The organism is Flaviramulus sp. BrNp1-15, from assembly GCF_022259695.1.
In the GTDB taxonomy this organism is placed as follows: domain Bacteria; phylum Bacteroidota; class Bacteroidia; order Flavobacteriales; family Flavobacteriaceae; genus BrNp1-15.
Genome location: NZ_CP092099.1, coordinates 718163 through 741215, shown reverse-complemented (window position 1 = coordinate 741215; position 23053 = coordinate 718163). Strand labels below are relative to the sequence as shown.

General features: G+C 30.4%; 25 protein-coding genes. 7 read left to right on the top strand and 18 right to left on the bottom strand.

Annotation, left to right across the window (positions count from 1 at the left end):
* Positions 1-25: 25 nt before the first annotated feature.
* Positions 26-751, bottom strand: coding sequence for a geranylgeranylglyceryl/heptaprenylglyceryl phosphate synthase (locus MBM09_RS03220; RefSeq protein WP_238675415.1), 726 nt, complete (start codon positions 749-751; stop codon positions 26-28).
* Positions 752-1378: a 4'-phosphopantetheinyl transferase superfamily protein gene (locus MBM09_RS03215; protein ID WP_238675414.1), complete on the bottom strand. Its 627-nt coding sequence runs from the start codon at positions 1376-1378 to the stop codon at positions 752-754. It abuts the gene before it with no gap.
* 131 nt (positions 1379-1509) lie between these two features.
* Here MBM09_RS03215 and ahcY point away from each other — a divergent pair, with 131 nt between their 5' ends.
* Positions 1510-2826: an adenosylhomocysteinase gene (gene ahcY / locus MBM09_RS03210; protein ID WP_238675413.1), complete on the top strand. Its 1317-nt coding sequence runs from the start codon at positions 1510-1512 to the stop codon at positions 2824-2826.
* A 74-nt stretch (positions 2827-2900) separates the two neighbouring features.
* Here ahcY and MBM09_RS03205 read toward each other — a convergent pair whose 3' ends face one another.
* The gene (locus tag MBM09_RS03205) at positions 2901-3161 is read right to left on the bottom strand and encodes a hypothetical protein (RefSeq protein ID WP_238675412.1); all 261 of its coding nucleotides are present in this window, start codon (positions 3159-3161) and stop codon (positions 2901-2903) included.
* Positions 3162-3256: 95 nt separating this feature from the next.
* Here MBM09_RS03205 and MBM09_RS03200 point away from each other — a divergent pair, with 95 nt between their 5' ends.
* Positions 3257-3727: a DUF1569 domain-containing protein gene (locus MBM09_RS03200; protein WP_238675411.1), complete on the top strand. Its 471-nt coding sequence runs from the start codon at positions 3257-3259 to the stop codon at positions 3725-3727.
* Positions 3728-3733: 6 nt separating this feature from the next.
* On the opposite strand, the gene MBM09_RS03195 is transcribed toward MBM09_RS03200, so the two are convergent.
* From MBM09_RS03195 to MBM09_RS03180, 4 genes are all read right to left on the bottom strand, one after another.
* Complete coding sequence (locus MBM09_RS03195) at positions 3734-4372, bottom strand: PorT family protein (RefSeq protein WP_238675410.1); 639 nt, start codon at positions 4370-4372, stop codon at positions 3734-3736.
* Between the two features lie 153 nt (positions 4373-4525).
* Positions 4526-4786 carry a 50S ribosomal protein L27 gene (rpmA, locus tag MBM09_RS03190; RefSeq protein ID WP_166960674.1) on the bottom strand — a complete coding sequence of 87 codons (261 nt, stop codon included), beginning with the start codon at positions 4784-4786 and terminating at the stop codon, positions 4526-4528.
* Between the two features lie 42 nt (positions 4787-4828).
* Positions 4829-5509 (bottom strand): 50S ribosomal protein L21, encoded by a 681-nt coding sequence (gene rplU, locus MBM09_RS03185; protein WP_238675409.1) that lies wholly within the window; start codon positions 5507-5509, stop codon positions 4829-4831.
* 77 nt (positions 5510-5586) lie between these two features.
* A complete protein-coding gene (locus tag MBM09_RS03180; RefSeq protein WP_238675408.1) occupies positions 5587-6039 on the bottom strand; it encodes a DUF4199 domain-containing protein in 453 nt (150 codons plus the stop codon).
* A 163-nt stretch (positions 6040-6202) separates the two neighbouring features.
* On the opposite strand from MBM09_RS03180, the gene MBM09_RS03175 reads away from it, so the two are divergent.
* Positions 6203-6604 carry a heavy-metal-associated domain-containing protein gene (locus tag MBM09_RS03175; protein WP_238675407.1) on the top strand — a complete coding sequence of 134 codons (402 nt, stop codon included), beginning with the start codon at positions 6203-6205 and terminating at the stop codon, positions 6602-6604.
* 47 nt (positions 6605-6651) lie between these two features.
* On the opposite strand, the gene gldD is transcribed toward MBM09_RS03175, so the two are convergent.
* From gldD to mutY, 4 genes are all read right to left on the bottom strand, one after another.
* Positions 6652-7233 carry a gliding motility lipoprotein GldD gene (gene gldD, locus MBM09_RS03170; protein WP_238675406.1) on the bottom strand — a complete coding sequence of 194 codons (582 nt, stop codon included), beginning with the start codon at positions 7231-7233 and terminating at the stop codon, positions 6652-6654.
* Entirely contained in the window at positions 7233-8537 is a 1305-nt protein-coding gene (locus MBM09_RS03165) for a gliding motility-associated protein GldE (RefSeq protein ID WP_238675405.1), read from the bottom strand. The genes gldD and MBM09_RS03165 overlap by 1 nt, the downstream gene beginning before the upstream one ends.
* A gap of 21 nt (positions 8538-8558) precedes the next feature.
* A complete protein-coding gene (locus tag MBM09_RS03160; protein ID WP_238675404.1) occupies positions 8559-9008 on the bottom strand; it encodes a single-stranded DNA-binding protein in 450 nt (149 codons plus the stop codon).
* 251 nt (positions 9009-9259) lie between these two features.
* A complete protein-coding gene (gene mutY / locus MBM09_RS03155) occupies positions 9260-10321 on the bottom strand; it encodes an A/G-specific adenine glycosylase (RefSeq protein ID WP_238675403.1) in 1062 nt (353 codons plus the stop codon).
* A 139-nt stretch (positions 10322-10460) separates the two neighbouring features.
* Here mutY and MBM09_RS03150 point away from each other — a divergent pair, with 139 nt between their 5' ends.
* Together MBM09_RS03150 and MBM09_RS03145 are read left to right on the top strand one after the other, a co-directional pair.
* On the top strand, positions 10461-10751 hold the full coding sequence (locus MBM09_RS03150; RefSeq protein WP_042242127.1) for an HU family DNA-binding protein: 291 nt from the start codon (positions 10461-10463) through the stop codon (positions 10749-10751).
* 321 nt (positions 10752-11072) lie between these two features.
* Positions 11073-12620 (top strand): ribonuclease E/G, encoded by a 1548-nt coding sequence (locus tag MBM09_RS03145; protein WP_238675402.1) that lies wholly within the window; start codon positions 11073-11075, stop codon positions 12618-12620.
* Positions 12621-12678: 58 nt separating this feature from the next.
* Here the strand turns inward: MBM09_RS03145 and MBM09_RS03140 are convergent, their stop codons facing one another.
* The 7 genes from MBM09_RS03140 to MBM09_RS03110 form a co-directional block, all read right to left on the bottom strand.
* Positions 12679-13800: a matrixin family metalloprotease gene (locus MBM09_RS03140; RefSeq protein ID WP_238675401.1), complete on the bottom strand. Its 1122-nt coding sequence runs from the start codon at positions 13798-13800 to the stop codon at positions 12679-12681.
* 230 nt (positions 13801-14030) lie between these two features.
* Positions 14031-15068 carry an aldo/keto reductase gene (locus tag MBM09_RS03135; RefSeq protein WP_238675400.1) on the bottom strand — a complete coding sequence of 346 codons (1038 nt, stop codon included), beginning with the start codon at positions 15066-15068 and terminating at the stop codon, positions 14031-14033.
* Between the two features lie 92 nt (positions 15069-15160).
* The gene (locus MBM09_RS03130; protein WP_238675399.1) at positions 15161-16117 is read right to left on the bottom strand and encodes an OmpA family protein; all 957 of its coding nucleotides are present in this window, start codon (positions 16115-16117) and stop codon (positions 15161-15163) included.
* 32 nt (positions 16118-16149) lie between these two features.
* On the bottom strand, positions 16150-16911 hold the full coding sequence (locus tag MBM09_RS03125) for an exodeoxyribonuclease III (protein ID WP_238675398.1): 762 nt from the start codon (positions 16909-16911) through the stop codon (positions 16150-16152).
* 62 nt (positions 16912-16973) lie between these two features.
* The gene (locus MBM09_RS03120) at positions 16974-17357 is read right to left on the bottom strand and encodes a DUF1573 domain-containing protein (protein ID WP_238675397.1); all 384 of its coding nucleotides are present in this window, start codon (positions 17355-17357) and stop codon (positions 16974-16976) included.
* Positions 17350-18195, bottom strand: a complete 846-nt coding sequence (locus MBM09_RS03115) for a TlpA disulfide reductase family protein (RefSeq protein WP_238675396.1) — start codon at positions 18193-18195, stop codon at positions 17350-17352. Before MBM09_RS03115 ends, MBM09_RS03120 begins: the two co-directional genes overlap by 8 nt.
* Positions 18196-18212: 17 nt before the next feature.
* Positions 18213-18830 (bottom strand): bacteriocin fulvocin C-related protein, encoded by a 618-nt coding sequence (locus tag MBM09_RS03110; protein WP_238675395.1) that lies wholly within the window; start codon positions 18828-18830, stop codon positions 18213-18215.
* 334 nt (positions 18831-19164) lie between these two features.
* On the opposite strand from MBM09_RS03110, the gene MBM09_RS03105 reads away from it, so the two are divergent.
* Complete coding sequence (locus tag MBM09_RS03105) at positions 19165-22587, top strand: hypothetical protein (RefSeq protein ID WP_238675394.1); 3423 nt, start codon at positions 19165-19167, stop codon at positions 22585-22587.
* 60 nt (positions 22588-22647) lie between these two features.
* Complete coding sequence (locus MBM09_RS03100; RefSeq protein ID WP_238675393.1) at positions 22648-23040, top strand: hypothetical protein; 393 nt, start codon at positions 22648-22650, stop codon at positions 23038-23040.
* Positions 23041-23053: the final 13 nt, after the last annotated feature.

Genomic DNA, 23053 nt, shown 5'->3' with positions numbered 1-23053 from the left:
AAGGTGACATTTTCAGTATGACAATTTACATTTGCAAATTGTCAAAAAATGATTCATCCTCTTCTAAAACAGTGCCAACAACAACCATATCTGCTCCAGATTTATAGGCATTCTCCAATTCTGATTTGCTTCTTATACCACCACCAACTATTAATGGGATTTTTAATTCCTTTTTTACCGAAGAAATTATTTCTTGATTTAATGATTCTTTTGCTCCACTTCCAGCTTCTAAATACATGAGTTTCATACCCAATAATTCTCCTGCTATTACTGTATCTACAATTTTTTGAATATTAGTTCTAGACATAGGAGTTGTTTTAGACACCTCTTCAATTGCCGTTTTTTTTTCGTTTTCAATTAACACATATCCTGTTGGAATAGTCTCTAAATTCGTTTTTTTTAATTTTGAAACAGCTTCAACATGTTTCCCTATTAAATACTCTGGGTTTCTACCTGATATTAATGACAAAAACAACAACGCATCAGCCTCTTTGGTAATTTGAGATACATCTCCAGGAAATAAAACTACGGGTAAATAAGTATGTTTTTTAATTTCTGAAACTACAATTTCAGTTACATGTTCTTCAACCGTACTACCTCCAACAAAAATATGGGTAGCAACAGACATGTTTACTTTTTTAATAAAGCTTGCTGTATTATCAACAGAAAACTTATCAGGATCTATTAAAATCGCTAATAATTTTTTGTTATTTAAAATAGCTTCTAATATGTTGTTATAAACCTCTTTCATTTATGCAATTGCATAAGCACATGTAAAACCTTCAAACTCTAAAAAGTGAATGTTATATCGGTGTTTTTTATCTTTATAATCTATCCATGCTACAGTTTCTTCATCAATAATTTCAAAAGGAATCACCAAAAAATACTTTTTAAAACTTAATCCAGGTGTTGCAAACAGCTTATATAACGATTCTTTTACACACCAGATAGCTGTAAGCTTTCTAATATAATCAGAAGCGGTTTTATCTAGATAATCAAACTCGTAATCAATAAACTTATGGGCTATAATTGTTATTTTATCACGTTGTTTTTCAATATCAATTCCAACAATATGATCGCTTACTATAACTGCCGAAAAATTAAACGAATGTGTTATAGATATTTGTTTTCCATCTTTTAAATGTGGCTTTCCATTTTCATCATAAAACAAATCTTCATCATTATAACCAAACTCAGCTAATAAATGACGAACACTTAAAAACCCACGCTGATGTAACTCACTTTTCATACCCAAAACACGCTCTAAGCTTTCTGGCTTAAGGGTAATAGGCTTTATTAAATCATCATAAGACTCTGAAATCTTCCAGATTTTAACAGTAGTTTGTGAATTTGGATTGATGGTTTTATATAATGGCATTTAATATTCTGAAAGTTATTGATTATCTTTGCTCTTTTAAAAACAAATTAAACATTTTAGCAAGCGAATTTAAGTATTTTAAGCGCTAATCACAACGAAGTTTGGTTATTAAAACAAAAAGAAAAATTGATATGAGTATAAAAACAATTCCTTATGTAGCCAGTAAAGTGAAAGATATTTCACTTGCAGCTTGGGGTAGAAAAGAAATAGAATTAGCCGAAGCAGAAATGCCTGGGCTTATGAGTTTACGCGAAGAGTACGGGAACTCTAAACCACTTAAAGGCGCACGTATTGCAGGTTGTTTACACATGACCATTCAAACAGCTGTGTTAATAGAAACTTTACAAGCTTTAGGAGCAGAAGTTACTTGGAGTTCTTGTAATATTTTCTCAACTCAAGATCAAGCTGCTGCTGCAATTGCTGCTGCTGGAACTGCAGTTTATGCTTGGAAAGATATGACCGAAGAAGAATTTGATTGGTGTATTGAGCAAACCTTATTCTTTGGTGAAGATAGAAAACCACTTAACATGATTCTTGATGATGGAGGTGACTTAACCAATATGGTTTTAGACCGTTACCCAGAGTTAGTTTCAGGTATAAAAGGTTTGAGTGAAGAAACCACAACAGGTGTTCACAGACTTTACGAGCGAGTAAAAAATGGAACATTACCAATGCCTGCTATTAACGTAAACGATTCGGTTACTAAAAGTAAGTTTGATAACAAATACGGTTGTAAAGAAAGTGCAGTTGATGCTATTCGACGTGCTACTGATGTGATGCTTGCTGGAAAACGTGTTGTTGTTTGTGGTTATGGCGATGTTGGTAAAGGTACAGCAGCCTCTTTTAAAGGCGCTGGAAGTATTGTAACGGTTACCGAAATTGATCCAATTTGCGCATTACAAGCTGCAATGGATGGTTTTGAAGTTAAAAAATTAGAAACTGTTGCTCCAAATGCAGACATTGTAATTACTACAACAGGAAATAAAGATATTGTACAAGCAAGACATTTTGAAGCTTTAAAAGACAAAGCTATTGTTTGTAATATTGGGCATTTTGATAATGAAATTGATATGGCTTGGTTAAACAAGAATCATGGTCATACTAAAAACACTATAAAACCACAGGTAGATAAATATACCGTTAACGGAAAAGATATTATTATACTTGCCGAAGGGCGTTTAGTAAACTTAGGTTGTGCTACAGGACACCCAAGTTTTGTAATGAGTAACTCGTTTACAAACCAAACACTAGCACAAATTGAACTTTGGACAAATAGTGATGCTTACAAAAATGATGTGTATATGTTACCAAAACACTTAGATGAAAAAGTTGCTAAGTTACATTTAGCAAAAATTGGTGTTGAGTTAACAGAACTTCGTGAAGACCAAGCAGAATATATTGGCGTAAAACCAGAAGGTCCTTTTAAGCCAGAATATTATAGATACTAAATTTTAGAGTCTTAGACCTTTAGAAAATTAGATTTAATCCCAGCAGAAATGTTGGGATTATTTTTTGCAAAAATTTAATCCTGCTCGAAATACCACCATAAACTAGAATCTATAGAGGTTTTCATTTTAACCACATCTACATCATCTTTTAAAAATACGGTTAGGTTTTCGTTTGCTCTATTTTGTTCAACACTTTGCCTAATTTCAATCTCTTCAATTTCTTTAAAATGCTTTAAGTGCTTTTTAATTTGAGCATCTAAAGATTCATCACTTAAAAAAATTTTAATGGTAGGCTGCGATGGGGAATTCCTTATTTCTGATCTAAACGGTAGCATAACTATCAAATTTTAAGTTGCACTTTTGATTATTGCGAATGCAATCTCTTAAAGTTACGAATTTTATTAATATCTTTTAATTTTTAACTCAAACTATGAGCAGTAAACACTATACTATTTTACAAAATCAGTTGTCACAAATAGAGACTTATCTTTTATCTATTGATAAAAAAAATCCAAAAGTTTCTAAATCTACTGTCGGTTGGCAATTAGATCATGCTTTAAAAGTATTTAATTCCGTATGTGAATGGACAGAAAACTCTAACCCAAAAGACTACAAATGGAAATTTAATTTTTGGCGAAGTATTTTATTTAGGCTAAACTATATACCAAGAGGAAAAGGTAAGGCTCCAAAATTTGTTTTACCTCCAGAAATTATTCATGAAAAGGATTTAAAAAATCAACTAGAAACTGCCAGAGCACATATTGAAAGGTTAAAAACACTACCTAAATCAGCTTATTTTAAACATTTTATTTTTGGAATGTTATCAAAAAAAAAGACACTACGTTTTTTAGAAATGCATACTAAACATCATTTAAAAATTGTGAGAGATATTTTGAAATAATACAATTTACAATTCGTAGCTCACTGTAGCTATCATTCTTATTGTATTAGTCATTACTTCTCCTCTTATTTCCCATTCATATTTATTTACATCTGTTAAACCTAACTCATCTCTCAATTGTAAATCAATATTTATCTTATCGGTGATATTAAAAGTTTTACCTACTCCAAACACTGCTCCAAAATTATAGTCTTCAAATTGTATAAATAGTGACGAGTACCTTCTATTTGGTCTTCCTTTATTAAAATAGTTCATAAATCCACCAGCATCAATAAAAAAATCTTTTTTACTCCCAAATTTATATCGGACTAAGAAAGGTACATTATAAAAATCATAGCCTTCAATGTAACTTGTTTCTCCTTCAGGTACTGCAAATGGATCAAATAATGCAAAGTCTCTTTTCTTTTTCCAGCGTTCAAAATTTATTCCTGTGACAATTGAAACCGATGGACTAAATGAAACCTCTAGATTAAGCCCAATCATTGGGACTAATTCAAATTTATTTTCAGTTTCATATTCTAAACCTCTTAAACTAGAAACCTGACCTCCAATATTTGCACCAATTTTTAGGTCAATTTGTCCACTAACATTTCTTATACTGAAAAATAGGAGTATTACTATGATGTAAATTTGCTTTTTAGCCAAAAAATTTAAAAAGTTAAAAAGATTAATTGAATCAAAAAAACATTTAAAAACTACTAAAATTAACTATTAATTTTACATTGAAGTAAAAAAAATTACAAAAAAACCCTTTCTGTAAACAGAAAGGGTTCTTATTCTTGTTAAGAAAATTATTTCTTAAGCCTCAAAAGGCTCAATAGAAACATAAGATTTATTATCTTTTTTCTTAGTAAACTTTACAACGCCATCAACTTGTGCGTGTAATGTATGATCTTTTGAAGAATATACATTCTCACCTGGGTGATGTGTATTTCCTCTTTGTCTTACGATAATGTTTCCAGCAATAGCAGCTTGACCACCAAAAATCTTAACGCCTAAACGTTTCGATTCTGATTCTCTACCATTCTTAGAACTACCTACTCCTTTTTTGTGAGCCATTGTCTTAAGTTTTTATATTGTTAATATTAAGGTGCTATAGAATTACTTTTCTACTCCACCATCTAATTTATCTTGTAATTCTTGTAATTCATCCCACTTACCATCAGCAGCTAATTTAGCTTGCTTTGGCCATGTATCAGTAACATGATTACCACGAACACCTTCAATGATTTCAGAAATCTTTGCTGGTTTTGTTTTAGCTAATTCAGCAAAAGTTGTAATTCCTGCCGCAACTAAAGTTTCAGCAATTTTAGGACCAATACCTTCTACTTTCTTTAAATCATCTGCCTTAGCAGCTGATTTTTTTGGAGCAGCTTTCTTTACTTCAGCCTTAGGAGCTTCGGTTTTTGGTTCTGCTTTTTTAGCTGTTTTTTTTGGAGCTGCTTTTTCAGCTTTAGCTGGTTTTGCTCCACTGGCAACAATACTTTCAATAACAATTTCAGTTAAAGATTGTCTGTGTCCATTTTTTACACGGTAACCTTTACGTCTTTTCTTCTTGAAAACGATTACCTTATCACCTTTAAGGTGCTTTAAGACTTTTGCTCCTACTTGAGCTCCGCCTATAGCTGGGGCGCCAACAGTTACTTTGTCACCATCACCTAAAAGAAGTACGTTATCGAAAGAAACTTTCTTACCTTCTTCAGTTTGTAAACGGTTAACAAAAACTTTTTGATCTTTAACAACTTTAAATTGTTGCCCTGCTATCTCTACAATTGCGTACATAGCGTAACGTTTTTATTAATTAATTTGTTCAAAAAATGAGTGCAAATATACTGCTAATTAATTAAACTACAAACGTTTTATTGATTTTGAGGCATATTTCCAGATTTTTTAAAAAGTTGCATAACTGTTAGTGCAGAAACTACTGTTGTTGCAAACCCCATAATGGCTACCACAAAGGTTACCATACCTATTTCTGTATTGAATCCGCTTTTTATATTACTAAATAATTCTGATAAAAATTCGCCATTAACTTCGGTAGCATAAAACAGAAAAAAAACAGTAAAAACTATTGTTGCAACAAAGCCAGTAATTATACCTGTTTTAAAACCTTCACCATAAGTAAAATTATTTATGTCCTCTAACTTTGTTAAACGTATAGCTTCATAAATTCCGAAAGCAGTTATAAAAGCATTAAAAAAACTAAATGCTGGGTTTGTATGTTTATTAAATAATGCTAAAACTAAAAAATAAGCAATTAAAACAGCGCTGGTAACTAAACCAAAACGAATAGGAAGTGATATTTTTTTCATGTTATATTGTGATTAGTTAGTTTAAATTCTATGATATTACCTAATCAAAATAAGAAATAACTTCCAAAGTCGTAATAAAAAAATCATAAAATTTATTTATTCAATCATATACCACCTTAATATTTATTAGTTTTGTAAATACTTAATTATAAAATAGTTTTAAATGAAAATTATAAAAAACATCTTAAACTTAGCACTAATTTTAGCAATTATTACAAGTTGTAAAAATGAAGCTAAACCAGAAGTTAAAACCGTTGAAGTTGAAACAGAAACTGTAAAAGAATTAGACCCAAATGCAACATATGCTAAAGCAGAATTTACAATTGATGGTATGACATGTGCTGTGGGTTGTGCTGCACAAATTCAAAAGAAAATTGCTAAAATGGATGGTGTAAAGTCTGCTAAAGTAGATTTTGATAAAAAACTAGCCATGGTTGAATATAATGAAGCTAAAGTTACACCTACTTTATTAACTGAAACTGTTGCAAAAGTATCAGATACTTACAAAGTAAGTGATATGAAAACCGTTAATGATTTTTCTAATAAAAAGGAAGATGTTCAATAAGTTTAAAAACAATTAATAAAAAAAGCATCTTAATTAAGATGCTTTTTTTATTTCCATTGTATAGTTTCCATAATGTGCCTTATATCTTTTTGTAAATAATTGGCAGCAGGTAAAATAGAATCGTAATTGGGTTTAGCATAAAAATATAAAGACCCAGTTAAAAAATGATTTACACTATCTGTAACATAAAATTGAGCTGGTGATGCCACATTTCCTTTAACTTCAGAGAGCATTCCATAAACTTTTCGTTTATTACTTTCAAAAGGATAAGCAGGAATCTCATCTGCTTTTTGTGTATGCTCTAAGGTAAACTTTTGGGCATCTCTTAAAAAGTCTTCAAGGTTCTTTTTGTTATTTTCTACTGCTTTATAGGTTAAGAAAATAGTTCCTTTTAATGATGGGTACTCTAAATTAATGCCATAACTTTTAGTTGGTGCTTTTAATTCTTTTGACACTACTTTTTTAGCTAAAATATTCTTCTCAAACGAAAAAGGTAAATCTAAGTTATCATCTACATATTTAGCTTCAGGGTAATCTAACCGAAGAAAAGCTTTAGGTTTTGGCACATAATTTTCTCCACACGAAAAACAGAAAATCACTAAAACTAAAATGTAAAAATACTTAGCCATTAGGTAATTGTAAATTTTAATAATTTGATGCGTTTTTTGTCCATAGCTTCAATAGTAAAAACGTAGTTTTCGAAATTTATTTTGCTATTTAGTTTTGGGAAACTACCCGATATTTCTAGAACAAAACCAGCCAAAGTTTCTGCTTCACCTTTATTTTCTTCAAAAACCGTGTCATTCTCAAGCTTTATTATTTTGTAAAAATCTTTAAGTGCTGTTTTCCCTTCAAACACATAATTATTTTCATCTAGTTTTGAATACGTTAAATCTTCATCATCAAACTCATCGCTAATATCTCCAACTATTTCTTCAATAATATCTTCTAAAGAAATTAATCCAGATGTTCCTCCATACTCATCAACAACAACTGCTAGATGTACTTTCTTTTCCTGAAATTCTGCCATCAAATCATCTAACTTTTTGTTTTCTGGAACAAAGAAAGGTTCTCTAAGTAAACTTGTCCAATCAAATTGTTTTCTATCTATATAGGGTAGTAAATCTTTCACATATAGAATACCTTCAATAGTATCAATATTATCTTTGTATACAGGAATTCTGGAATAGCCGTTTTCAACTATTTCTGGCATAATTTCAGCATATTTTTGATCTATATTCAATGCGAAAATATCAATACGCGGACGCATAACTTGTTTTGTATCAGTATTACCAAAAGACACTATTCCTTGTAAAATTTTATGCTCTTCTTTGGTGGTATCTTCATCGCTTGTTAACTCTAAAGCTTGCGATAACTGGTCTACACTTAAATTAGATTTTTGTTTTCCTAACTTATTATGAATAGCTAAAGTTACACTTCGCATAGGTAAACTTACTGGCGATAGAACTACATCTAAAACCCTAAGCGGATATGCCATAAATGTTGCAAACTTTAGGTTGTTTCTACTGGCATAAATTTTAGGTAAAATTTCACCAAAAAGTAAGATTAAAAAAGTAACAACAACAACTTCGATGGTAAATTTTAACCACTCTGGAGATATATTTTTAAAAATACTATTCCCTAAAAACGCAAATAATATAACTATAGCAATGTTTATAAAATTATTGGCTACTAATATGGTTGCTAATAGTTTTTTTGGTCGGTCTAATAGTTTTGAAATAATTTCAATGGGTTTAGATTTTGCTTCTAAACCATTATCAATATCTGTTCTGGTAAGTGAAAATAGTGCGACTTCGGCACCAGAAATAAGTGCAGAACAAACTAAAAGCAAAAACAATAATGCAAAACCAAAAACAACTGAAAAATCAATTGCCATAATAAACAGTTTTAAACTCGAAGGGTCAGGGTCCAAATACTAATGGTTTAGTTAAACTTAAAAAGGAAGATCATCATTATCACTTTCTATAGGCTCATTACTTGGTTGCTGAGTAACTATTGGGTTTTGTGCCGTTGGATTATTTGATGACGCATTATTTTCACTTTCCTTTTTAGTGGAAAGGAATGTGAAATCTGTACATTGAATTTCGGTAGAATACCTGTCATTTCCTTTGTCGTCTTGCCATTTTCTGGTTTTCAATCTACCTTCAATATATACTTTATCGCCTTTACTTAAATACTTCTCGCAAATTTCAGCAGCCTTATTTCTAACTACAATATTGTGCCACTCTGTATTTGTAACACGTTCATTAGTTTGCTTATTCGTGTAAGTCTCATTAGTAGCTAAAGGGAATCTACCAATGCATCCTCCACCTTCAAAATAATGCATTTTTATTTCATCTCCTAAATACCCTATTAGCATTACTTTATTTAAAGTTCCAGACATATTTACTTTTTTATAAGAGGGCAAAAGTAAAGAAATATTTCTTCATTTCTTTACTTTTAGATTCCCGATGTCTCGGGAATGACAATTCCAAAGGAAACTCAATTTTTAATCGAGAATTACTTTGCGAATAACGAATTGCACTCCATTTTTTTAAAATTAATAAAAAAATATGATTGTGAATACTAAACTAATCAAAAATAAGATATTCTTATTTTTAGATTGTCTTCTTAAAGAGGGTGATTAATCAAAATTCATCCTTTTGTTAATTGTTCTTCAAAATGAAACGATTCTATAAAATTCCCTATTAAAATAGGCACTGCAAAATCATGTATTTTGTGTATTGGAAGACCTTTAACTAAAAGCTTTTCAACATTTATAATCCAAAAATTTGTGTAAAGATGCTGGTGTGATAATTTATGAATTATAGACTCCTTATTATATAAGGACAATTTAAAAGGCACGCCTTTAATTAAATCATTACTATTTAAATGTTTCTTAAAGTCTATAACGCTAACCTTTTTTTCAGTTTCAATTAAAGGGAATTGATACAGGTTCTGCCAAATACCTTTTCCTTCTCGTTTTTGCAAAATAGTTTTAGAATCTTCAGAAATGAATACTAAAAAATTAAAATGCTTTTTTTTCGCTTTCGCGGATTTAATTTTAACAGGCAAAGTATTAATCGCACCGGTATTAAAAGCAACACAACTATTATTAAAAGGACAAACATCACAAAATGGATTTTTGGGTTTGCATTGTGTAGCACCAAATTCCATAATAGCCTGATTAAATTCTGCAGGATTTTTTTTATCAATAAGTTTCTGCGCTAATTGCTTAAACTCTTTTGCCCCTTTTGATGAGTTAATTGGTGTATCTATTCCAAAATAGCGAGATAAAACCCTGTAAACATTACCATCTACAACTGCTGTTGCTTCATTAAAACAAATAGATGCTATAGCGCTTGCTGTATAATCGCCAACACCTTTAAGTTTCAACAACTCTTTATAGGTATTTGGAAAATCACCTTTTAATTCATTTACAATATGTTTTGCAGTAGTATGTAAGTTTCTAGCACGAGAATAATACCCAAGACCTTGCCATAATTTTAAAACTTCACTTTCATTGGCATTAGCAAGATGAAAAACTGTTGGATATTTGGCAACAAAAGCCTCATAATAAGGTAAGCCTTGTTTAACTTGTGTTTGTTGTAAAATAATTTCTGACAGCCAAATATAATACGGGTCTTTAGTTTCTCGCCAAGGCAAGTTTCGCTTATTAATTGAATACCAATGTGTTAAAGTTTTAGAAAATGTCATTAGTTAATTAAATAGAGCTAGCAAAAATAAACGTTTATAATCTTAAATTTTAATGAATTAGGTTTGAAATATTGAATATTTAATTCCTATATTTGCATCCCTTTTAGAATTATTAGTAACATTAAAATAACATATTAAAATGACGAAGGCTGATTTAGTAGCAAAAATTTCAGAAAAATTAGGAATTGAAAAAGGTGATGTTCAAGCAACTGTTGAAACATTTATGGAAGAAGTAAAAACTTCTTTAGAAAGTGGTGATAATGTTTATTTAAGAGGTTTTGGAAGCTTCATTATTAAAACAAGAGCCGAAAAAACTGGTAGAAATATTTCAAAAAATACAACTATAAAAATACCAGCTCATAATATTCCTGCATTTAAGCCTGCAAAAGTTTTTGTTGAAGGCGTTAAAACAAATGTAGAAGTTAAATAAAAGCATCAAAACGAATTATTAATTTAAAAAGACACTATTTATGCCAAGTGGTAAAAAACGTAAAAGACATAAGGTAGCGACGCATAAGCGTAAGAAACGTAGACGCGCTAACCGTCACAAAAAGAAAAAATAAATCAAAGAAGTAGTTAGATTAGCTACTTTTTTTGATTTTAAAAACAACAAGTTCTTTGAAATGAGTTCATGAATTTTTTAGCGCTATTTTAAGTGTTTTTTTGAACTCCACGGATATTAAAAATCCTGTGAAAAAATAATGTATAATCCATCTGTCATCTTAAAAGATGATGGATTAAAATTAACAAAATGGATAAAGAATTGATCATTCGATCTAGTTCCGATAATGTTGATTTTGCCTTATTAAAAGATGGAAAACTTATTGAATTACAGAAAGACGAAGATAGTAACGACTTTTCGGTTGGTGATGTGTTTATAGCCAAAATACGAAAAGCTGTTCCTGGGCTAAATGCTGCATTTGTAAATGTAGGTTATGAGAAAGATGCATTTTTGCATTATCATGATTTAGGCCCAAAACTTCCTTCCCTTTTAAAATTCACAAAACGTGTAAGCACAGGTAAACTAAGAGATTTTTCTTTAAAAAATTTCCCATTTGAAAAAGATATTGAGAAAGATGGCAAAATTGCCGACGTCTTAAAATCTAATCAATCGCTATTAGTACAAATAGTAAAAGAACCTATATCTACAAAAGGCCCAAGGATAAGCTCAGAGCTTTCAATTGCTGGTAGATATATAGTTTTAGTCCCTTTTTCTAATCGTATTTCTATTTCACAAAAAATAGAAGATCGTGAAGAAAAAGATCGCCTAAAACGCTTGGTAAAGAGTATTACTCCACCAGGTTTTGGCGTTATTGTTCGTACTGTAGCACAAGGCAGAAAAGTAGCTGAACTAGATAAAGATTTACAAAATTTGCTAGGTCGTTGGACCGCAATGTGTAAAAAGCTACACAAAGCACATCATCCTACAAAAGTATTAGGTGAAATGAATAAAGCCTCGTCTATTTTACGAGACATATTTAACGATACTTTTACCAGTATTCATGTAGATGATGAAGAGCTTTACATTCAAATTAAAGATTACGTGCAAGAAATTGCACCAAAAAAAGAATCAATAGTTAAATTGTATCAGTCTAAAGTTCCAATTTTTGAAAAATTTGGAATAGAAAGACAAATAAAAACCTCATTTGGTAAAACCGTTTCTATGGCTAAAGGTGCTTATTTAGTAATAGAACATACTGAAGCACTACATGTTATAGATGTAAACAGCGGAAACCGATCAAACAAAGCAAACAATCAAGAGGACACAGCGCTGGAAGTCAATTTAATAGCCGCTACAGAAATGGCTCGCCAATTACGATTACGTGATATGGGTGGCATTATAGTAGTAGACTTCATTGATATGACTAATGCTGAAAACAGGCAAAAGCTATTCAATCATCTTCGTGAAGAAATGAAAGATGATAGAGCAAAACACAAAATATTGCCTCCAAGTAAATTTGGATTGATACAAATTACAAGACAACGTGTTCGCCCAGAAATGAACATTAAAACTCGTGAGGAAAACCCTGATGAGATAATTAATGGCTCTGAGGTTGAAGCACCAATAGGAATCGTGCAAAAAATTACTCACGATCTTGAAAGACTATTTAAAAAAGACTATAAAAAGGTGACTTTAAACACACACCCTTTTATAGCAGCCTTTTTAACTAAAGGCTTTCCATCTGTACGTTCAAAATGGTTTTTTGAACACAAAAAATGGGTTAAAGTTTTACCAAGAGATGCTTACACATACTTAGAATATCATTTTTTTGATAAAAATGGTAAACAAATTAAATAATAAAAAAAACCCGCAACTTTTAAGTTAGCGGGTTTTTTTTTAAAACCAAAAACACTTTTTAAGATTCAAAAATTATACCGCAATGTGATATAGCAACTATAACTCCATTAGTATCTATTTTAAAGGCTTTCGCTCTTCCAATATTAATCCATTTGTTATTCCCATTTAATCGATGTCCTAACCTATCAATATATATCACATCTGATAATTCCAATTCCCAAATACTCAACTTCAAGAAATAATAAATCTCGGAACCAGAACCTATAGTGGCACATGCCCAATCTGAGCTACGCTCTGGTATTGTTCCATAGTCCCAATTCAACGAGAAAGGATCTGGGAGACATGGGAATAAAAATTTAACAGCGATTTTGTCTGCATTGCTAAAATCGTTAATAGTACAGGCAGCGCTTCCTTTCATTATAGATTCAGAATCAGAAAAAGGTGTATTAGGAATTTGAATTCCTGCCGGGTCGTTTAAATGAGTGAGACCTAAATTGTGTCCTAACTCATGTTGCACATTTGCAATTCTATTACTTTGATTTATATTGAATCCACAACCATTAAAAAAATCGACATCAGGATTTATCCAAATTTTTCTACCAGGTATACCATCTGAACCACTTTGACTTGGCCAATCAGCTTTTCCAAGTTGATATAAAGATAAAGGGACAAAAGGGTATGATATTAAGTCCGTTTCGTCTGTGTCAAAAAGAATTTCAATATCAGCATCATTGATATTAAATACCCTCATTAGGTTTAGGGTTGAACAATTAACAGAGTTCCAACGATTAATTGCCTCTACTGAAGCCGAAATCCAATTACTATCCATTCCTGGATTTAAATAAACATTTATATTGTTAATAGTTACAGATATTGGATATGCTTTCTGCTTACCTTTTTTGTTCTCTGAATAAAGTTTTTTTGAATTATTATCATCATACGGTGACAAGTATGTTTTGTTTTTATAAAAAACAATGTCTCCAGAAACCACATATGAATTCGGGTATTCTTTAATGTCTTCTTTTGAAAACCCCCATCTTTTAAAAATTTCGAGTAATTCAGAATTTTGATTTACATGCAAATCAGTCTCTTCGGTATTCTCCTTTGAACAAAACTGTAGTAATAGAGTTCCCAAAAATAGAATTCCAAATTTTAGCTGTTTTTTAAAATACGTTTTCATAATTGTATAATTAAGGTTAATAATAAATTCTGTTTAATTAACCAAAGGAGAGAAACTTTGTTTACTCTAAACTTAAATTATAAATTATAACTTCTTAGACAAAAAGTAAGCTAATACATGTATTTTGTCGAAAACATGAAAATAATGCTGTGGTAAAACCGTAAAAAAACTTGCTTTAAAAATTTGAAAGTCAGATTCAGGGAATACTTAAATACTATAACACGAAAAAATTAAGGCGCTGGATTAGGTGTTTCAGCATGTATTGCATTTATTTTAGCTAACAATTCTTTACTCAAATCTAAATTAATACTATCTATGTTTTCTTTAAGTTGCTCTAAATTTGTTGCTGCAACAATATTACTAGTTAAAAAGGGCTGTTGGTTTACAAAGGCTAAAGCCATTTGCGTTAAACTTATATTATGTTCTCTGGCTAGTTCTAGATATTTTTTAGTTGCTTTTTGAGAACGAACACCACTATAACGTGCCATTCCAGGAAAACGATTTAATCTTGAATTTGGGCCAGCCGTTCCATCAATATATTTACCCGTAAGCATTCCAAATGCTAAAGTTGAATAGGCCAATAACCCAATGTTTTCTCGTATTGAAACTTCGGCTAAATCGCCTTCAAAGGTTCGATTTAATAAAGAATATGAATTTTGAATGGTTATCATTCGAGGTAAATTGTTATTCATTTTATGTTCTTCTAGAAAGCGCATGGTTCCCCAAGCTTTTTCATTAGATAAGCCAACTTGCCTAATTTTACCTGCTTTAATTTGTTGATCTAACGCATGTAATACTTCATTAAAATTATCTTTCCATTCATCATCAGGTTCATGAATATAATCTCTCTTACCAAAAGTATTGGTCAAGCGCTCTGGCCAATGTAATTGATACAAGTCAACATAATCGGTTTGTAAACGTTTTAATTCTTTATCTATAGCATCTTCAATAGAACTAAATCCATCTTTTCTTATATGCGCTACATAATCGCTTGTTCTACCTACTATTTTGCTTGCTAAAATAACTTTATCTCTATTACCTGTCTTTTTTAACCAAGTTCCAATAATTTTACTTGTACTTCCATGTGTTTCTGCCGATGCTGGAACCGGATATAACTCTGCGGTATCTATGAAATTAACGCCTTGATTAAACGCATAATCTAATTGAGCATGTCCTTCGGCTTCGGTATTTTGGTTTCCCCAGGTCATGGAACCTAAGCATATTTTACTAACTTTTATATTGGTGGTTGGTAGAGTTGTGTATTTCATTTGAAGATTTATATAAAGAAAAGTTTAAAGATAAAAAAACCTTTCAGTTGATTTAAAACTGAAAGGCTTAAAAGTATGTTAAGGTTTATAAATTATTCGTTTAACAACTTAGATAATTCATCTAATTTTGGTGTTAAAATCACTTCAATACGTCTGTTTTTTGCTTTTCCTTCTGCAGTAGCATTGCTTGCAACAGGAGCATATTCTCCACGTCCTGCAGCAGTTAAATTCTCTGGGTTGATAGATGGGTTTTCTCTTAAAATATTAACTATTGCTGTTGCGCGTTTAGTTGATAAATCCCAATTTCCACTTAGTTGTGCATTACCTTGATAAGGCACATTATCTGTATGTCCTTCAATCAAAACAGCAATATCAGGATTGTCTCCTAAAACGCTTCCTAGCTGTTGTACTGCTCTTCTACCTTCACTACCAACTGCCCAACTACCTGAACTGAACAACAACTTATTTTCCATAGATACATAAACTTTTCCATCACGTTGCTCTACAGTTAATCCTTTACCTTCAAAATCGGTTAATGCTCTTGAAATTGCGTGTTTTAATGCTGTCATTGCAGCATCTTTATCTGCTATAACTTTCTCAAGCTCCGCTACCCTATTTGAACGATTTTCTAACTCTTTTTTAAGTTTTTCTAAACGTACATTTTCAGCAGCTAACGCTTGTTCTTTAGCTTCTAATTGTGCTAATAATTCTCTGTTTTTTTGAGAATTAGCTGCTATAGCGGCAGAACTGTTTTTTTCTAAAGCATCATACGAAGCTTTTAGATTATCATAATTAGACTTTGTAGCATTATAATCGGCTTGCAATTTATCACGTTGTGCAACAGCCTCATCATATACAGATTGAAGTTGTTTCAATTCGTTTTCGGCTGCTGTTTTAGCACTTAAAAGCGCATCATTATCATCAGAAAGTTTTCTGTTTTGACTTTTTAAATCGGCATATTTTGCTTCTAATTCCTTATAAACTTTTGGGGAAACGCAGGATGCTAAAACTACTAGAACTAATACTAGAAATGTGCTTTTTTTAATCATTTTATTTGGGTTATTTTATTGATTATTATTCGTTAATGTTCAATTTCTAACAGTATAGGACAATGATCGCTATGAACTGCTTCAGTGAGTATAACGGCTCTTTTTATGTTTTCTTGTAAAGATTGCGATACCATAGCATAATCTAAACGCCAACCTTTATTGTTTGCGCGTGCGTTTGCCCTGTAACTCCACCAACTATATTCTTGCTTTTCCGGGTTTAAGTGTCTAAAAGAATCTATAAATCCGCTATCAATAAATTTACCTAACCATGCTCTTTCTTCGGGTAAAAACCCTGAAACACCTTTCATTTTTGGATTATGAATATCAATTTCTTCATGACAAATATTATAATCACCACAAACTATTAGGTTTGGAGTTTCAGCTCTTAAATTATGTAAATAGTCATGAATCATGTCCATATAATCAAACTTGTGTTGCAAACGGGCATCATTGGTTCCCGAAGGCAAATACATACTCATTACAGAAACATCGCCAAAATCTGCGCGAAGATTTCTACCCTCAAAATCCATAGATTCTATCCCTGTTCCAAATTCAACATGATCAGGTTCTTTTTTACTTAAAATAGCAACACCGCTATACCCTTTTTTTTGTGCACTAAACCAGTAATTATAATTGTAACCAGCTTCATTAAACAAATCTAAATCTAACTGCTCTTCTAATGCTTTTATCTCTTGTAAACACACAACATCTGGATTTGCTGCTTTTAACCAATCTATAAAACCTTTATTTATGGCAGCTCGAATACCATTTACGTTATAGGATATAATTTTCATTTTAATAACTAAGAGTTTTTAGCTAAAATAAAAAAGTCCTGTTAAAAAACAGGACTAAAAAGTTATTTAACTTCCCCTTTTAAATAAAGGATGTTGAATGGAGGATCAGTATTTGCATCTATAATAATGGACTTATTTACTTGGCCTTTTTCATATGGAATAAACCTCAAAGACAACTCAACAATTTCGTTAAATTTTCTAGGTGCTTTATCATAATTAACTATTGTACATCCACAGCTAGCTCCAATTGAGTCAATTACTAAAAGGTTTTTGCCTGTATTTTTAACCCTAATAGTCTTAAATAATGTATCCGTTATAGATATTTCACCAAAATTTATTTCATTATTCTCAATTTTAATCTCAGTAATTAATTCATATTTATTTGCAACTTTATCTTTACAAGATGAGAGTAAAATAATAAAAAATAAAACTTTAAACTTATTCATTCTTATACTTCATTATTAGATTTTCAATATTATTATAAAAATGATACCATTTATCATTCATTCTACCTTTATATACTATATTTTTATTTTTATTTAAAATTAATATTTTTGGAACTGTTTCATTATTTAACTTGCTCCAAGAATCATATTTTTCAGCAAATAAAGATTGAAATTTATATTTAGAAACGTACGATGTTATATCTCTTATACTGTCTCTTTTTAAAGGCAGATTCAATGTGTAAAACTCTACTTCAGAATCATTTTTATAGTCTAGCATTAACTTTTCGAAATCAGGAAATTTTTTTATACAAATACCACAGCTCGTAGACCATAAATCCAATATAATTACCTTGTTTCCTTTTAGTTTAAATGGTTTCTGGTTTATATCACTTAGTACTAATTCTGGAAACGGTTCATTTATTGGGTTTTCCTTATCAAAAGCAAAATTTAGCCAATTAGGCATTCCTATATATCCTATTATAATAATGATAATTGCATATATCAATTTTGAAGAGTTTTTTAGATTAAAGAAAGAAAATAAATATCCAAACAATACACTAATAATTGGAATTATTAAAATAGGCAAAGTATGCACTTCATTATATTGAATTAATCTACCAATTACTACAAACCCATAAATTAGTAGAAATGGAATTATTATTACAACCGCATAAAGAGGTTTTTTTTTAAAAAAACCATTCCTAAACAATAGCATTGTTGAAATAAAATATAATATACCAACACATATAAATTGAAACACCCAATTAATAGCACCGCTAAAAATAGCTATAAGTGTTGTTAAAATTGATAGAATAATTAAACTCTTATACTTCTTCATAATTTAATTATAGAAGATTAATCACATAATCCATTGCAAGGAGAGTTCCATAGTAATCCACATCCTTTGTAACTTGTTTCGCAATTTAAAGAATTGTCACAATTAGCGCCCCATAAACAATAATCTTCTGATGTATTGCAAGCACAATCATCACCACCGCCACCACCTTGGCCAACTGGTGGAACAATAGGTGAATCATCATCTCCAGGTCCACTTTGGCTATATGCAGGGGGATTATTTATTCTTGTAAAATAAGTACTCAATTGATACCTCGTAAAATGGTTTTCACTTCTAAAAGCCCAATCTTTCACTTTATTATCTAATTTTGAGAATTCAGCACTTCCATTATCATAAAGATTGGGATTAATATAATTTTGTAATTCAACAATTAAAGTCCGTTGATTAGACGAAAGATCTTCACTATTTAAAAGATTATCAAGCCTATTTTTCCACAAAAAGGCTTTGCTTTCATTTTTTAATAATTTAAATGCCACTCTTTGATTATCGACACTCAAAGTTTTAAGATTCTCAACTTTGTCAAATTCAATTAATTCTTTTTGGCTTTCAGTTTCAGTAACTTCACAAGATTGCAGGAAACATAAAGAAACAAATAGGTAAACAAAATATTTTTTCATAATATAAAAGTATTAAACCAAAAAAAACTTTTTGGTGATTAAAAAATTAGTCAAAAATTCTAGTTAATAAAATAACATCAATTAATTTATAGAACTAGCGCATTTATATAGTGAGAGAAAAATAGAAATAGTATAGATTACTTTAAATATGTTTTTGAAAACAATTTACTACAAATATTAAAAAAAAAGCCACAAAAACAAAAAAATATTACAATTAATAGCTTTAAAAATTGCAACTAAAACGTTTTGAATAATTTTTTATAAATAAACATACTAAATAAGACTATCAAAAACATTTAATAATAATTTTGTTTTATTATTGTTATAACACAATATGAAAATATTAGCTACTCATTTTATTTTATTAATTAGTTTTTGCGGGTTTTCGCAAAGCCAAACTTCTAACTATAAAACTAAAAAAGTTGCTGTAAAGGATTCTATTCAAATTGAAAATGTAAGCATTAATCCTAATTCATTTTCTATCCAAAAAAAGGATAATACAATTATAAACTCTACTTTTTATGTTGTTGATTTTTCTAAAGCTATTCTAACTTTTAAAAAACCTATTGAAACTGATTCTATAATTATAAATTACTTAAAATTTCCAGAGTTTTTAACCAAAACTTACAAGCAATTAGATGAAAATATTATAGTTGAAGATAATAGTAATATCAAAACATTATACAAACTTTCGCAATCTAATACTTCAAATAATTTTATTCCGTTTGACGGCTTAACAACTTCGGGTAGTATTTCTCGAGGCGTCACTGTTGGAAACAATCAAAACTCGGTTTTAAATAGTGAATTAGACCTTCAAATTACTGGAAAATTAAACGATAAAGTCTCGCTTAGAGCTTCTATACAGGATGCAAATATTCCTTTACAAGAAAGCGGTTACAGCCAACGTTTAGACGAATTTGATCAGGTTTTTATTGAATTATTTAGCGACCGTTGGAATATACGTGCAGGCGATATAGATTTAGTTAATACTAACTCCTATTTTGTTAATTTTTCTAAGCGTGTTCAAGGTTTAAACGTAAATATTAATTTAGGAGAAGAAGAAAAACAAACGCATTTATTTGCTGCTGGCGCTATAGTTCGCGGGCAATTTACCACTAGCCAGTTTATTGCTCAAGAAGGCAATCAAGGGCCTTATAAACTGCAAGGGCAAAACGGCGAATTATTTGTGCTTATTGTTTCTGGTAGCGAAACGGTTTACGTTAACGGTGTTGCTGTAAAACGTGGTGAAGACCAAGATTATATTATAGATTATAATGCCGGTGAAATTATTTTTAATTCTACATTTCCTATAACTTCAGAGATGCGTATTACTGTTGATTATCAGTTTAGCGATAGAAATTATTCACGTTTTGTAGCTTACGGCGGTGGCAATTTTAAAAGTGAAAAACTAAATATTGGTGTTTCCGTATATTCTGAAAATGATGCTAAAAATCAACCTTTACAACAAAACTTATCAGAAGAACAAGTACAAATTTTAGCTGCAGCAGGAGATGATAGAACGCAAATGGCGGCTCCATCAGAAGTTCGTGAATCTCTAAACGAAAACAGAATTTTATACAAAAAGGAACTTATTAATGGTAATGAAGCCTTTGTATTTTCTAATAATCCAGACGATGAGTTATACAGAGTACGCTTCTCCTTTGTTGGAAATAATCAAGGTGATTATATTTTAAGCAACACGAATGCCATTAATAATATTTATGAATATGCAGGTATTAATCAAGGAAACTATGCGCCAATTGTGCAACTTGTAGCTCCAACAAAATTGCAAATTGCAGTTGTAAATGGTAGCTATAAACCCTCTGATAAAACGAGCATAAATTTTGAAGCTTCGGGAAGCAAGAATGATTTAAACTTATTTTCCAATATTGATGACACAAACAATGATGGATTTGCTGGAAAAATAAATATTGAGCAAGCGCTTATTAAAAAAGATAGTCTGTGGAATTTTAACGTTTTTATGGATAGTGATTATATAAGTTCTGACTACCGAAATATTGAAGGACTTTACAATCCAGAATTTAACCGAGATTGGAATTTAGACCAAACCAATATAAATGGCATAGGCCTTAATTTAGGAAATCAATTACTTTTAAATTCTGGTTTTAGAATGTATCATCATAAAAAAGGGTATGCAAATTATCAATTTGAACATCTAAACTTTTCTGATGGTTTTAATGGTAACAGGCATATTGTTAATGCCAATTTGCTTCTGAATAAATTTAATATTTCGTCATATTCAAGCTTTTTAAATGCTAATTCAAACACCAATATATCAACATTTTTAAGGTCTTACAATCGTGTTACTTACAGCATGAAAAAAAGTTGGTTGGGAACAAAACTAGCTATTGAAGATAATGAACAAAAAAACACTTCAACTCAAATCTTGACGCCTTTAAGCCAAAAATTTAAGTCTTATGAATTATTTTTTGGTGTTGGGGATAGTACAACTGTTTTTGCTGAAATTGGTTATAAAAACAGAGTTAACGACAGTATAAGAAATAACGAATTACAAAAAGTAAATACGTCGAACACCTTTTATTTAGACTCTAAAATCATTCAGAACAAAAACACCAATTTATCATTGTATGCCAACTACAGAAACTTAAAAAGCGAAGATGAAGCTATTGAAGATGAACAATCTGTAAATTCTAGATTACAATTTAATCAAAAACTATTTAATCAACTTATACAATGGAATACCATTTTCGAGACTAATTCGGGCACATTGCCTCAACAGGATTTTACCTATGTTGAAGTTGAAGCAGGACAAGGTGCGTACACTTGGATTGATTATAATGAAAACGGTATACAAGAACTAGAAGAGTTTGAAACTGCCCAATTTCAAGATCAAGGCAAATACATTAGAGTGCTTTTACCCAATAGAATATTTATAAAAACGCATCAAAATAGGCTGAGTCAAACACTTACAATAAATCCTTCACAATGGTCGGTTTCAGAAAGTAAAACACAAAAATTCTGGTCTCATTTTTACAATCAAACCAGTTATTTAATTGATAGAAAAATGAAACGTGAGGGTAATAGTTTTAATTTAAACCCTTTTGAAAATAATGAAGAAGACCAATTAGGATTACAGTTAAACTTTAGAAATGTTTTCTTTTTTAACCGCGGAAAACAACATTTCACAACGTCTTACACTTTTCTTGACAATACAACTCGTAATATTTTATCCATAGGTTTTATTGAAAACAGCTTAAAAAGTCATCAAATTAATTTTAACCATAAAATAGCTGAAAATTGGTTAGTTAATTTACTCACTGCTTTTGATAATAACGAAAGTATTAGTGAAAATTTTACTAGTAAAAATTATAATTTTGATGAAACCAGATTTAATCCTAAACTTTCCTATTTATTTAATGATAATTCTAGCTTTGATATATTTTATCAATTCGCGAATAAAGAAAACACCATTGGCAATTTAGAATCTTTAAAACAACAAAAATACGGTGTGTCTTTCTCTTTAGCTAGTAGTCAAAAAAGTGCTATAAATGGTGAGTTTAATTACTTTTCAAACATATACGATGGAAACGCAAATACACCTGTTGCCTACCAAATTTTGGAAGGCTTACAACCTGGAAAAAACTTTACCTGGAGTTTATTAGCTCAAAAAAAATTGACAGATTTTTTAGATCTTAACCTAAGTTATTTTGGCAGAAAAACTGAAACCAGTAAAACAATCCATACAGGCTCTATTCAACTAAAAGCTTATTTTTAAACACCTGTGTAACATTTAACACACTTAATATTTGTCTTTTTTTAGTAAATTTGTAATGGTATGAGTAAACTAGTAGCTATAATTTATTCGTTTTTGATTCTTATTCAAAGTTTCAACATTAACATTGAAGACATTTCAAAGTTAAATACGCTATTGGAACATGCTAAGTTTCACCAAAAAACTTACGGAGACACTTTTATTGAGTTTCTATCAGAACACTACGGAGAGCAAATGGTATCTCATCAAGAAAATCATAAAGAGCATAAAGACTTACCATTTAAAGACCACAAACATATGCTTTGTCATGTAAACACCGCTTTTATATTGACGCCTTATACAGCAAATCTTATTGTTTATAAATTACATAAAGAAATTCCGTTAAACTTTTTTTATAAAGAATCCTTTTCAAAATTTGAGAAACATTCTGTTTTTCAACCACCAAAATCTGCATAATTCATACTGATTA

Excerpts from the sequence above, each read along its gene's own strand:
- MBM09_RS03145 (WP_238675402.1), top strand. The coding sequence starts at position 11,073 with ATGGATAAAGAATTGATCATTCGATCTAGTTCCGATAATGTTGATTTT.
- MBM09_RS03105 (WP_238675394.1), top strand. The coding sequence starts at position 19,165 with ATGAAAATATTAGCTACTCATTTTATTTTATTAATTAGTTTTTGCGGG.
- gldD (WP_238675406.1), bottom strand. The coding sequence starts at position 7,233 with ATGGCTAAGTATTTTTACATTTTAGTTTTAGTGATTTTCTGTTTTTCG.
- MBM09_RS03160 (WP_238675404.1), bottom strand. The coding sequence starts at position 9,008 with ATGTCTGGAACTTTAAATAAAGTAATGCTAATAGGGTATTTAGGAGAT.
- MBM09_RS03220 (WP_238675415.1), bottom strand. The coding sequence starts at position 751 with ATGAAAGAGGTTTATAACAACATATTAGAAGCTATTTTAAATAACAAA.
- rplU (WP_238675409.1), bottom strand. The coding sequence starts at position 5,509 with ATGTACGCAATTGTAGAGATAGCAGGGCAACAATTTAAAGTTGTTAAA.
- MBM09_RS03130 (WP_238675399.1), bottom strand. The coding sequence starts at position 16,117 with ATGATTAAAAAAAGCACATTTCTAGTATTAGTTCTAGTAGTTTTAGCA.
- MBM09_RS03200 (WP_238675411.1), top strand. The coding sequence starts at position 3,257 with ATGAGCAGTAAACACTATACTATTTTACAAAATCAGTTGTCACAAATA.
- MBM09_RS03215 (WP_238675414.1), bottom strand. The coding sequence starts at position 1,378 with ATGCCATTATATAAAACCATCAATCCAAATTCACAAACTACTGTTAAA.
- MBM09_RS03120 (WP_238675397.1), bottom strand. The coding sequence starts at position 17,357 with ATGAATAAGTTTAAAGTTTTATTTTTTATTATTTTACTCTCATCTTGT.
- ahcY (WP_238675413.1), top strand. The coding sequence starts at position 1,510 with ATGAGTATAAAAACAATTCCTTATGTAGCCAGTAAAGTGAAAGATATT.
- MBM09_RS03100 (WP_238675393.1), top strand. The coding sequence starts at position 22,648 with ATGAGTAAACTAGTAGCTATAATTTATTCGTTTTTGATTCTTATTCAA.
- MBM09_RS03115 (WP_238675396.1), bottom strand. The coding sequence starts at position 18,195 with ATGAAGAAGTATAAGAGTTTAATTATTCTATCAATTTTAACAACACTT.
- MBM09_RS03205 (WP_238675412.1), bottom strand. The coding sequence starts at position 3,161 with ATGCTACCGTTTAGATCAGAAATAAGGAATTCCCCATCGCAGCCTACC.
- MBM09_RS03180 (WP_238675408.1), bottom strand. The coding sequence starts at position 6,039 with ATGAAAAAAATATCACTTCCTATTCGTTTTGGTTTAGTTACCAGCGCT.
- rpmA (WP_166960674.1), bottom strand. The coding sequence starts at position 4,786 with ATGGCTCACAAAAAAGGAGTAGGTAGTTCTAAGAATGGTAGAGAATCA.
- MBM09_RS03140 (WP_238675401.1), bottom strand. The coding sequence starts at position 13,800 with ATGAAAACGTATTTTAAAAAACAGCTAAAATTTGGAATTCTATTTTTG.
- MBM09_RS03150 (WP_042242127.1), top strand. The coding sequence starts at position 10,461 with ATGACGAAGGCTGATTTAGTAGCAAAAATTTCAGAAAAATTAGGAATT.
- MBM09_RS03175 (WP_238675407.1), top strand. The coding sequence starts at position 6,203 with ATGAAAATTATAAAAAACATCTTAAACTTAGCACTAATTTTAGCAATT.
- mutY (WP_238675403.1), bottom strand. The coding sequence starts at position 10,321 with ATGACATTTTCTAAAACTTTAACACATTGGTATTCAATTAATAAGCGA.
- MBM09_RS03125 (WP_238675398.1), bottom strand. The coding sequence starts at position 16,911 with ATGAAAATTATATCCTATAACGTAAATGGTATTCGAGCTGCCATAAAT.
- MBM09_RS03110 (WP_238675395.1), bottom strand. The coding sequence starts at position 18,830 with ATGAAAAAATATTTTGTTTACCTATTTGTTTCTTTATGTTTCCTGCAA.
- MBM09_RS03135 (WP_238675400.1), bottom strand. The coding sequence starts at position 15,068 with ATGAAATACACAACTCTACCAACCACCAATATAAAAGTTAGTAAAATA.